The sequence below is a fragment of the Streptomyces recifensis genome, from assembly GCF_002154615.1.
Lineage (GTDB): Bacteria > Actinomycetota > Actinomycetes > Streptomycetales > Streptomycetaceae > Streptomyces > Streptomyces griseoluteus.
In genome coordinates, this window is record NZ_MUNH01000263.1 from 1 (window position 1) to 10,093 (window position 10,093).

General features: G+C 70.7%; 12 protein-coding genes. 9 read left to right on the forward strand and 3 right to left on the reverse strand.

Annotated features, from left to right (window positions below; genetic code table 11):
* From gcvT to CCN33_RS15790, 6 genes are all read left to right on the forward strand, one after another.
* The coding region (gene gcvT / locus CCN33_RS15765) for a glycine cleavage system aminomethyltransferase GcvT (RefSeq protein ID WP_086694246.1) at positions 1-903 on the forward strand (903 nt) is incomplete at its 5' end.
* A 119-nt stretch (positions 904-1,022) separates the two neighbouring features.
* Positions 1,023-1,400, forward strand: coding sequence for a glycine cleavage system protein GcvH (gcvH, locus tag CCN33_RS15770; RefSeq protein ID WP_086694247.1), 378 nt, complete (start codon positions 1,023-1,025; stop codon positions 1,398-1,400).
* Positions 1,401-1,415: 15 nt separating this feature from the next.
* Positions 1,416-2,684 (forward strand): serine hydroxymethyltransferase, encoded by a 1,269-nt coding sequence (gene glyA, locus CCN33_RS15775; RefSeq protein WP_086694248.1) that lies wholly within the window; start codon positions 1,416-1,418, stop codon positions 2,682-2,684.
* A 103-nt stretch (positions 2,685-2,787) separates the two neighbouring features.
* Positions 2,788-4,155: an L-serine ammonia-lyase gene (locus CCN33_RS15780; protein ID WP_086694249.1), complete on the forward strand. Its 1,368-nt coding sequence runs from the start codon at positions 2,788-2,790 to the stop codon at positions 4,153-4,155.
* 26 nt (positions 4,156-4,181) lie between these two features.
* Complete coding sequence (locus tag CCN33_RS15785) at positions 4,182-4,805, forward strand: flavin reductase family protein (protein WP_086694250.1); 624 nt, start codon at positions 4,182-4,184, stop codon at positions 4,803-4,805.
* Between the two features lie 115 nt (positions 4,806-4,920).
* Positions 4,921-6,048: an NAD-dependent formate dehydrogenase gene (locus tag CCN33_RS15790; RefSeq protein ID WP_086694256.1), complete on the forward strand. Its 1,128-nt coding sequence runs from the start codon at positions 4,921-4,923 to the stop codon at positions 6,046-6,048.
* A 6-nt stretch (positions 6,049-6,054) separates the two neighbouring features.
* On the opposite strand, the gene CCN33_RS15795 is transcribed toward CCN33_RS15790, so the two are convergent.
* The gene (locus tag CCN33_RS15795; RefSeq protein ID WP_086694251.1) at positions 6,055-7,074 is read right to left on the reverse strand and encodes an LLM class flavin-dependent oxidoreductase; all 1,020 of its coding nucleotides are present in this window, start codon (positions 7,072-7,074) and stop codon (positions 6,055-6,057) included.
* 289 nt (positions 7,075-7,363) lie between these two features.
* Here CCN33_RS15795 and CCN33_RS15800 point away from each other — a divergent pair, with 289 nt between their 5' ends.
* Positions 7,364-8,218: a PP2C family protein-serine/threonine phosphatase gene (locus CCN33_RS15800; protein WP_086694252.1), complete on the forward strand. Its 855-nt coding sequence runs from the start codon at positions 7,364-7,366 to the stop codon at positions 8,216-8,218.
* Here the strand turns inward: CCN33_RS15800 and CCN33_RS15805 are convergent.
* A complete protein-coding gene (locus CCN33_RS15805) occupies positions 8,205-8,666 on the reverse strand; it encodes a redoxin domain-containing protein (protein ID WP_086694253.1) in 462 nt (153 codons plus the stop codon). The genes CCN33_RS15800 and CCN33_RS15805 overlap by 14 nt on opposite strands.
* Before the next feature lie 77 nt (positions 8,667-8,743).
* Here CCN33_RS15805 and CCN33_RS15810 point away from each other — a divergent pair, with 77 nt between their 5' ends.
* The gene (locus CCN33_RS15810) at positions 8,744-9,301 is read left to right on the forward strand and encodes a GH25 family lysozyme (protein WP_086694257.1); all 558 of its coding nucleotides are present in this window, start codon (positions 8,744-8,746) and stop codon (positions 9,299-9,301) included.
* Positions 9,302-9,344: 43 nt separating this feature from the next.
* On the opposite strand, the gene CCN33_RS15815 is transcribed toward CCN33_RS15810, so the two are convergent.
* On the reverse strand, positions 9,345-9,557 hold the full coding sequence (locus CCN33_RS15815) for an EF-hand domain-containing protein (protein WP_086694254.1): 213 nt from the start codon (positions 9,555-9,557) through the stop codon (positions 9,345-9,347).
* Between the two features lie 109 nt (positions 9,558-9,666).
* Between CCN33_RS15815 and CCN33_RS15820 the strand changes: the two genes are divergently transcribed.
* A partial coding sequence (locus CCN33_RS15820; protein ID WP_086694255.1) for a GNAT family N-acetyltransferase occupies positions 9,667-10,093 on the forward strand: 427 nt, incomplete at its 3' end.

Genomic DNA, 10,093 nt, shown 5'->3' on the forward strand with positions numbered 1-10,093 from the left:
GCCCTCGTCGGCGACCTCGCCTCGGTCGGCGTGGGCCGCGCCCGCTACACCATGATCTGCCGCGCCGACGGCGGCATCCTGGACGACCTGATCGTCTACCGGCTCGCCGACGCCGAGTACATGGTGGTGGCCAACGCCTCCAACGCCCAGGTCGTGCTGGACGCGCTGACCGAGCGTGCGGCCGGCTTCGACGCCGAGGTCCGCGACGACCGCGACGCCTACGCGCTGCTCGCCGTCCAGGGCCCGGAGTCCCCCGGCATCCTCAAGGCGGTCACCGACGCCGACCTCGACGGCCTGAAGTACTACGCCGGGCTGCCCGGCACCGTCGCGGGCGTCCCCGCGCTGATCGCCCGCACCGGCTACACCGGCGAGGACGGCTTCGAGCTGTTCGTGAAGCCCGAGCACGCGGCGGAGCTGTGGCAGGCACTGCTGGAGGCCGGGACCGCCGCCGGCCTGGTGCCGTGCGGGCTGTCCTGCCGGGACACCCTGCGCCTGGAGGCGGGCATGCCGCTGTACGGGCACGAGCTGACCACGGAGCTGACCCCCTTCGACGCCGGTCTCGGCCGCGTGGTCAAGTTCGGCAAGGAGGGCGACTTCGTCGGCCGCGAGGCGCTGGCGAAGGCCGCCGAGCGCGCCGAGGCGCAGCCGCCGCGCGTCCTGGTCGGACTGATCGCCGAGGGCCGCCGGGTGCCGCGCGCCGGGTACGCCGTCGTCGCGGACGGCACGGTGATCGGCGAGGTCACCTCCGGCGCCCCCTCCCCCACCCTCGGCAAGCCGCTGGCCATCGCCTACGTCGACGCCGCGCACGCGGCGCCGGGAGCCGCCGGTGTGGGCGTGGACATCCGGGGCAGCCACGAGCCGTACGAGGTCGTGGCGCTGCCCTTCTACAAGCGCGCCAAGTAGACACTGGCACCGGGTCCGGCCGGTCCCCGGCGTGACCCTGCGCACATTCACCCGCTCTTCAGCGGTTCGATCCCTTTCCGACCGACGAGCACGTCCTCGCGTACAGGAGAATTCAGGTCATGAGCAACCCGCAGCAGTTGAGCTACAGCAAGGAGCACGAGTGGCTGTCGGCCGCAGAGGGCGGTGCGTCGACGGTCGGCATCACCGAGCACGCGGCCAACGCGCTCGGCGATGTGGTCTTCGTGCAGCTTCCCGAGGTCGGCGCCGCGGTCACCGCGGGCGAGTCCTGCGGCGAGCTGGAGTCCACCAAGTCGGTCTCCGAGCTGTACTCCCCCGTCTCCGGTGAGATCACCGAGATCAACCAGGACGTCGTGGACGACCCGTCGCTGGTGAACTCCGCGCCCTTCGAGGGCGGCTGGCTGTTCAAGGTGCGCGTCGCGGAGCAGCCCGCCGACCTGCTGACCGCCGACGAGTACACCGCCTACATCGCAGGCTGAGGAGCCGGAAGCCGTATGACTGACGTCCTGAACACGCCCCTGCACGAGCTGGACCCGGAGATCGCCGCCGCGGTCGACGCCGAGCTGCGCCGCCAGCAGTCGACCCTGGAGATGATCGCCTCCGAGAACTTCGCACCGCTCGCGGTGATGGAGGCGCAGGGGTCGGTCCTGACCAACAAGTACGCCGAGGGCTATCCGGGCCGCCGCTACTACGGCGGCTGCGAGCACGTCGACGTGGCCGAGCAGATCGCCATCGACCGGGTGAAGGAGCTGTTCGGCGCCGAGTACGCCAACGTCCAGCCGCACTCGGGCGCCTCGGCCAACCAGGCGGCGCTGTTCGCGCTGGCCCAGCCCGGCGACACCATCCTCGGGCTCGACCTGGCGCACGGTGGCCACCTCACCCACGGGATGCGGCTGAACTTCTCCGGCAAGCAGTTCAACGTGGTCGCGTACCACGTGGACGGCGAGACCGGCCTGGTCGACATGGCCGAGGTCGAGCGGCTGGCCAAGGAGCACCGCCCCAAGGTGATCATCGCGGGCTGGTCGGCGTACCCCCGGCAGCTCGACTTCGCCGAGTTCCGGCGGATCGCGGACGAGGCCGGGGCGTACCTGTGGGTGGACATGGCGCACTTCGCCGGTCTGGTCGCGGCGGGGCTGCACCCGAACCCGGTCGAGCACGCGGACGTGGTGACCTCCACCACGCACAAGACGCTCGGCGGCCCGCGCGGCGGCATCATCCTGGCCAGGAAGGACTTCGCCAAGAAGCTGAACTCCTCGGTCTTCCCCGGTTTCCAGGGCGGCCCGCTGGAGCACGTGATCGCCGCCAAGGCGGTCTCCTTCAAGGTCGCGGCCTCGGCGGACTTCGCGGAGCGCCAGCGTCGTACCGTGGAGGGGGCACGCATCCTGGCCGAGCGGCTGACCGCGCCGGACGCCCGTGAGGCCGGGGTCAACGTGCTCTCCGGCGGCACGGACGTGCACCTGATCCTGGTGGATCTGCGTGAGTCGGAGCTGGATGGGCAGCAGGCCGAGGACCGGCTCCACGAGGTCGGCATCACGGTCAACCGCAACGCGGTCCCGAACGACCCGCGCCCGCCGATGGTCACCTCCGGCCTCAGGATCGGCACGCCCGCCCTCGCCACCCGCGGCTTCACCGCCGAGGACTTCGCCGAGGTCGCGGACGTGATCGCGGAGACGCTGAAGCCGTCGTACGACGCCGAGGCGCTCGCCGCCCGTGTGCGGGTGCTGGCGGAGAAGCACCCGCTGTATCCGGCGCTGGGCGAGTAGTACCCCGTATGTGTTACCCGGGTGCCCCGCCCACTGCCGGTGGGCGGGGCACCCGTGCTGTGTCCGCATCACCTTTTGTACCTGTTCGTATTGAGGAGTCACCGTGGCCGTCTCGGTCTTCGACCTGTTCTCGATCGGCATCGGCCCGTCCAGCTCCCACACGGTCGGTCCGATGCGGGCGGCGCGCATGTTCGCCCGCCGCCTCCGCAACGAGGGCCTGCTGGACGCCGTCGCCGCCGTCCGCTGCGAGCTGTACGGCTCGCTCGGCGCCACCGGCCACGGCCACGGCACCCCCAAGGCGGTGCTGCTGGGCCTGGAGGGCGCCTCCCCGCGCACGGTGGACGTGGAGGGCGCCGACGACCGGGTCGAGGCGATCCGTGAGGCGGGCCGGCTCAGTCTGCTCGGTGAGCACGAGATCGCCTTCTCCTTCGACGACGACCTGGTCCTGCACCGCCGCGAGACCCTCCCGTACCACGCCAACGGCATGACGCTCTGGGCGTACGACGCCTCGGGCGAGGAGCTGCTGACCAAGACGTACTACTCGGTCGGCGGCGGCTTCGTCGTGGACGAGGAGGCGGTCGGCGCGGACCGGATCAAGCTGGACGACACGGTGCTGAAGTACCCGTTCCGCACCGGTGACGAGCTGCTGCGGCTCACCAGGGAGACCGGGCTGTCGATCTCCGCGCTGATGCTGGAGAACGAGCGGGCGTGGCGCACCGAGGAGGAGATCCGCGCGGGGCTGCTGGAGATCTGGCGGGTGATGCGCGAGTGCGTGGCCCGCGGCATGTCCCGCGAGGGCATCCTGCCGGGCGGTCTGAAGGTGCGCCGCCGCGCCGCCGTCTCCGCCCGCCAGCTGCGCGCCGAGGGCAACGCGCTCGCGCACGCCATGGAGTGGATCACCCTCTACGCGATGGCGGTGAACGAGGAGAACGCGGCGGGCGGCCGGGTGGTCACCGCCCCCACCAACGGCGCGGCCGGCATCATCCCGGCGGTGCTGCACTACTACATGGACTTCGTGCCCGGCGCGGACGAGGAGGGCGTGGTCCGCTTCCTGCTGGCGGCCGGCGCGATCGGCATGCTCTTCAAGGAGAACGCCTCCATCTCCGGCGCCGAGGTCGGCTGCCAGGGCGAGGTGGGCTCCGCCTGCTCCATGGCGGCGGGCGCGCTCGCCGAGGTGCTCGGTGGCTCCCCCGAGCAGGTGGAGAACGCGGCCGAGATCGGCATGGAGCACAACCTGGGCCTGACCTGCGACCCCGTCGGCGGCCTGGTCCAGATCCCGTGCATCGAGCGCAACGGCATGGCCTCGGTGAAGGCGGTCACCGCCGCCAGGATGGCCATGCGCGGCGACGGCTCCCACAAGGTCTCCCTCGACAAGGTCATCAAGACCATGAAGGAGACGGGCGCGGACATGAGCGTCAAGTACAAGGAGACGGCGCGGGGCGGGCTCGCGGTGAACATCATCGAGTGTTAGGGCCGGCCCGCTGAATACTGGGGATCATGCGTACCGACTTCGACCCCTCGGCCATGGCCCCGCACGCCTTCTACCGGCTCCTCACCTCGGTGGTGGTGCCGCGGCCGATCGCGTGGGTCTCCACGGTCCCCAGGGACCACCCCGAGCGGCCCAACCTCGCGCCGCACTCGTTCTTCTCGGTCTCCTGTGTGCGGCCGCCGATCGTGCAGTTCACCTCGGTGACCCGCAAGGACTCGCTGCGGAACGTGGAGGAGACCGGGCAGTTCGTGGTCAACCTGGCGCCGGAGGGGCTGTTCAAGGAGATCAACGACACCGGGACGGACTTCCCGTCCGACGTCAGCGAGTTCGGCGCGGTGGGGCTGGAGCCCGAGCCCTCCCTGCGGGTGAGGCCGCCCCGGGTCGCGGCCTCCCCGGCGGCGCTGGAGTGCGAGCTGCACAGCCTGCTGACGCTGGGCGACTCCACGGTGGTGTTCGGCCGGGTGGTCCACGCGGTGGTCAGCGAGGAGGCGCTCGCCGAGGACGGGCTCCCGGACATCGAGCGGCTGCGCCCGCTCTCCCGGCTCGGCCGCGACGAGTGGGGCACGCTCGGCAAGGTGCTGGACAAGCCCCGCATCCGCTGGCGCGACTGGCAGCAGGGCGAGCGGAGTTGAGTTTCCGTGGACAGCGGTCACCTCGGCAAGGTATTGCTCATCGCGCCGCGGCGGCGGTGACGGGGGTAGGCTCGAAACAGCACCCGATTGCTCACCTTTTGTGAAGGGGCTGCTGATGTCGACCGTTCTGTGCGTCCTCTATCCCGACCCGCAGGCAGGATATCCGCCGAAATACGCGCGGGACGCAATCCCGGACATCGGCTGGAATGTCAACGGTGGCCCCGCGCCCGCCCCCAAGGGCCCACTCGGATTCGAACCCGGCGAACTGGTCGGGTGTGTATCGGGTGAACTCGGGCTGCGGGGCTATCTGGAGAAGAACGGCCACCGGTTCATCGTCACCAGCGACAAGGACGGGGAGCAGACCGAGTTCGACACGCACCTCCCCGAGGCCGAGGTCGTCATCTCGCAGCCGTTCTGGCCGGCGTATCTCACGAAGGAGCGTCTGGCGAAGGCGTCCAAGCTGAAGCTGGCGCTCACCGCGGGGATCGGCTCTGACCATGTCGACCTGGACGCGGCGGCGCAGGCGGGGGTGACCGTCGCCGAGGTCACCGGCTCCAACAGCGTCAGCGTGGCCGAGCACACGGTCATGATGATCCTGGCCCAGGTGCGCAACTACCTTCCCTCCCACGGCATTTCCACCAACGGCGTGTGGAACGTCGCGGACTGCGTGGAGCGCGGCTACGACATCGAGGGCATGAAGTACGGGGCGGTCGGGGCGGGCCGCATCGGGCTGGCCGTCCTGCGCCGGCTCAAGCCCTTCGGACTGGAGCTGCACTATCACCAGCGGCATCAGCTCGACCCGGAGACCGAGCAGGAACTGGGCCTCACCTTTCATTCGGAGCTGGAGTCGATGATCACCGACATCGACATTCTCAGCCTGCAATTGCCGCTGTTTCCGTCCACGAAGAACATGCTGAACGCGGAGACCTTCGGCATGATGAAACGCGGCACGTACGTCATCAATTGCGGGCGGGCCCAGCTGGTCGACCGGGACGCGGTCGTGGAGGCTCTGCATTCCGGCCACATCGCGGGATACGCGGGAGACGTCTGGTATCCGCAGCCGGCGCCGGCCGACCATCCCTGGCGCACGATGCCGTTCAACGGAATGACGCCCCACATTTCCGGGACGACGCTTTCCGCGCAGGCCCGCTATGCCGCCGGAACGCTCGACATCCTCCAGTGCTATTTCGAGGGGCGGCCCATCTGCGAGGAGTATCTCGTCGTCGACGCCGGAAAGAAGTGAGGGCCCTCAGCCGCCGCCGTCCAGCCCCCACGCCTCGGCCAGCAGCGAGAACGAATGCGCGCGGTGCGCGGGATCGTGGGTGTAGGTCGTGATGATGAGTTCGTCGGCCTTCAGGTCCGCGACCAGCGCCTCCAGCTCGGTGACGACCGTCTCCGGCGAGCCCACCGCGCGTACCTCCTGGAAGTCGTCCACGAACCGGGCGACCTCGGGCCCGATCACGGTCCCGAGGTCGCTGACCGGGGGCCGCAGCGGACCGCGATGGCCGGTGTAGATGCCGGCGGCCATCTGCTGGGCGGTGGTGAACAGGTAGTGCGCCTCCTCGTCGGTGGGGGCCACGAGGACGTTGACGCCGACCATGGCGTACGGCTGCGGGATCTCGGCGGTGGGGAACTCCGTCGAGAAGCGCGAGCGGTACAGCTCCAGCGCCTCGTGCCGCATCTGCGGGGCGAAGTGCGAGGCGAAGGCGTACGGCAGCCCGAGATAGGCGGCGACGGCCGCGCCGTCGAGGCTGGAGCCCAGCATCCACAGCGGGACCTCGGTGCCCTGGCCCGGCACCGCCCTCACCCCCGGCCCCCCGCCGTCGCGGGAGCTGAGGTAGCGGTGCAGGTCGACGACGTCCTGGATGAACGTGTCGGTGGCGGCGCCGCCCCGGCGCAGCGCGGCGGCCGTCGTCGGGTCGGTGCCCGGTGCGCGGCCGAGGCCGAGGTCGATGCGGTCGCCGTACATCTCGGCGAGGGTGCCGTAGTACTCCGCGACCATCAGCGGGCTGTGGTTGGGCAGCATCACGCCGCCCGAGCCCAGCCGGATGCGCTCGCTGTGCTCGGCGGCACGGCCGATGAGCAGGGAGGTCGCGGAGGAGGCGAAGGTGACGACGTTGTGGTGCTCGGCGTACCAGTACCGGTTGTAGCCGAGCGCGTCCGCGAGCCGCACCAGTTCGACGGACTGGTCCAGCGCGGTGGCCGTGTCCGTGCCCGAGGCCACGGGTACGAGGTCGAGGATCGACAGCGGAACGCGCGGAGCAGTCATGTCGGCGCCACAATCATCGGGAGCGGAGTGCCTCCCTGCGAACGTTTCACAGCCGGGACCGGCCCGCAATCAGAGCCCGGACCCGGAGGACCCCCGGGGAGGACCTGAGCGCCCGGCGCACGGTGGGGAGGGTCGCGACGGAACGGGCGGACTCACCCTGGGGAAAACTCACAGGCGTCCGGCGTGGTGTGCCCGGGCATGGTGTCTGTAGTTCCAACTCCCCCTGTTTTTCCGTCCCGCAGCGGTGGCGAAGTCCTCGCCGGGGCGGGTTCGCCTGCCAGGAGAAAGCATGTCTCTGAGCCTTCGGTTCACGGTCCGCAGTGACAAAGGGCTGGTCCGGGAAGTCAATGAGGACTCGGTGTACGCGGCGCCGCATCTGCTGGTGGTGGCGGACGGGATGGGCGGGCATGCCGCTGGCGAGGTGGCCAGCTCCGTGGTGATCTCGCACATGGCCGAGCTGGGACCGGAGCGGACGCGGGCGGAGCCCATGGAGGCGCTGCGCGAGGCGATACTCGCCGGGAACCGGGCCATCGCCGACGCGGTGCGGACCTCGCCGGAGCTGGAGGGCATGGGGACCACGCTCACGGCGGTCCTGATGGAGGCCGACAGCGACCAGTTCGTCGTGGCCAATGTCGGGGACTCCCGTACGTATCTGATGCGCGCCGGGGAGCTGGTGCTGCTGACCCGTGACGACTCCCTGGTGCAGACCCTCCTGGACGACGGCCGGATCACCCCCGCCGAGGCGCTCGCGCATCCGCAGCGGGCCATGGTGACGAAGGCGCTGGTCGGCGGGGAGTCGCTCAGCCCGGCCCTGTTCCGCCTGGAGACCCTGCCCGGCGACCGCTTCCTGCTCTGCTCCGACGGCCTCTCCGACCTGGTCCCGGAGGCCCAACTCGCCGACGCGCTCGGCCTGTCCGGCCGGGAGGAGGCCGCCGACCGGCTGGTGGAGCTGGCCCTTCGCGCGGGCGGCCGGGACAACGTCTCCGTCGTGGTGGCCGACGTCGTCCAGGGCGAGGCCCCCGCCACCCCGGTCGTCTCCCGCGCTCCCCTTCAGGCCCCCCACCGCGACAGGCGCACGGTGTACGCGCTGGCCGCCGCCGCCCTGGCCGCCGGCCTCGTGGCGTACGTGCTCAGGCCGCGCTAGCGAGCCGGTCCAGCTCGGTCAGCACCGACTCCGCGTGCCGGCCGGGGTCGGGGACGGGGTGGATCAACGCCCGCACGGCCCCGGTGCGGTCCAGGACGACCCCCGCCCGCTCGAACAGCGCGCGGCCCTCGGCCCGTACCTCGGGCACGCCCAGCGCGCGGCCGAGGGAGAGGTCCTCGTCCCCGATCAGGGGATAGCCGAGAGCACGTCCGGCGGCGAACTCCGCCAGGTGACCGGGGGCATGTGCGCTCACCCCGAGCACGCGAGCCCCGGCGCGGGCGAACCTCGCCGACGCGTCCCGCGCGGAGCACAACCCCGTCGTACAGCCCCCGAGTTCAGGCAGGCGTTCCCCGATGCCGGGCTCGGTGACGAAGAACAGCACCGTCCACTCGTGGTCCGGGGACGGCACGGGGAGCGGGCCCTCGGACGTCACCACGGTGCGCTGCATGAAGGTTCCTCCGGCGGGGTGTGAAGGTGCGGGGAGCGGGATGTTCCGAGGGGTGGCGGTGGGGGCACAAGACCTTCATGCTCCATGGCATCGACGTCAGCGCGTATCAGTCCTCGTCGTACGAGACCGACGGACTCTCGTTCGCCTTCATAAAGGCGACGGAGGGCCGTTCGTACGTCAACTCGAGACTCGCGGCCCAGACGAAGACGGCGCGGGACGCGGGTCTGGTCACGGGCTTCTACCACTTCCTGTGGCCGGGCAACCTCACCGACCAGGCCGAGTACTTCCTCAGCCACGCTCCCGACCGGCCGGGCGACATCCTGGCCGTCGACTGGGAGGTGACCGGTGACGGCACACACGCGAGCAACGCGGAGAAGGACAGCTTCATCCGCAAGCTGCGCAGTCTGCGGCCGGACAACCGGGTGGTGCTGTACACCAACCGGGACTACTGGCTGAACATCGACACCACGTCGTACGCGGGCGACGGACTGTGGATCGCCGACTACGTGAGCGCCGGCAAGCCCCGGATCAAGGCGGACTGGAAGTTCCACCAGTACACCTCCGAGCCGCACGACAAGAACGTGGCGGACTTCTCCAGCAAGGCCGCGCTCAAGGAGTGGGCGACCGGCAGGTGACGGGAGGGGTGTCCGCGCGGCGCGGACACCCCTGCCGGGTACGTCACTTGTTCAGGTAGGCCCAGAACTCGTCGAACGTCAGCACCTTGTCGCCGTTGATGTCACGGGTCTTGATGACCGCCTCGGCGACCGTCTCGGTGACGTTGAAGTCGCCCTGCTGGGCGAGCGCGGACTTGAACTCGGCCGCGGTGATGAACCCGTCGCCGTCCGCGTCGATCCGCTGGAACTGCTTGCGTGCTTCCTCGATGTCCGCCACCGATCCGCCCCTCTGTGCTCGTACTTCTCATACCGTGTCGGCGTACTGCCGCTGGTCAGATTAACGCTCCCCACCACCAGCGGTTCCCCCGGACCGAGAGGCGGGCACGATGGAGACGTTGCCGGAACTGCTGGACGCGGTGGCCGACGACCGCTTCCTGCCCCCGGACGGCACGGTGACCGTCCTCCCCCAGCTCTGCCAACGGGACGCCGGGATCATGGCGTTCACCGCGCACACCCTCGTCCTCACCGACGAGGACCCCGCCTGGGTACGCGCCGCCCTGGCCGCCGTGGACTGCGACCCCCTCGCCGCCCCCATGCACCCCCGCTTCCTCACCGCCCTCATGGACCGCACCGGCCGCGCCGCGGAGACCGTCGACGCGCTCTGGGTCGGCACTCCCCTTCCGGGCCCGCCCGCATTGGCGTTGCGGGAGATCGCGGACACCGGGCACCCCCGTGTGGTCCGCGCGCGCCTGCGCCGGGACTCGGTGCGCGTGTGGGTGACCGACGGCGGGCTGCTGGTGATCGGGCGCGGGG

Excerpts from the sequence above, each read along its gene's own strand:
- gcvH (WP_086694247.1), top strand. The coding sequence starts at position 1,023 with ATGAGCAACCCGCAGCAGTTGAGCTACAGCAAGGAGCACGAGTGGCTG.
- glyA (WP_086694248.1), top strand. The coding sequence starts at position 1,416 with ATGACTGACGTCCTGAACACGCCCCTGCACGAGCTGGACCCGGAGATC.
- CCN33_RS15785 (WP_086694250.1), top strand. The coding sequence starts at position 4,182 with ATGCGTACCGACTTCGACCCCTCGGCCATGGCCCCGCACGCCTTCTAC.
- CCN33_RS15790 (WP_086694256.1), top strand. The coding sequence starts at position 4,921 with ATGTCGACCGTTCTGTGCGTCCTCTATCCCGACCCGCAGGCAGGATAT.
- CCN33_RS15795 (WP_086694251.1), bottom strand. The coding sequence starts at position 7,074 with ATGACTGCTCCGCGCGTTCCGCTGTCGATCCTCGACCTCGTACCCGTG.
- CCN33_RS15800 (WP_086694252.1), top strand. The coding sequence starts at position 7,364 with ATGTCTCTGAGCCTTCGGTTCACGGTCCGCAGTGACAAAGGGCTGGTC.
- CCN33_RS15805 (WP_086694253.1), bottom strand. The coding sequence starts at position 8,666 with ATGCAGCGCACCGTGGTGACGTCCGAGGGCCCGCTCCCCGTGCCGTCC.
- CCN33_RS15810 (WP_086694257.1), top strand. The coding sequence starts at position 8,744 with ATGCTCCATGGCATCGACGTCAGCGCGTATCAGTCCTCGTCGTACGAG.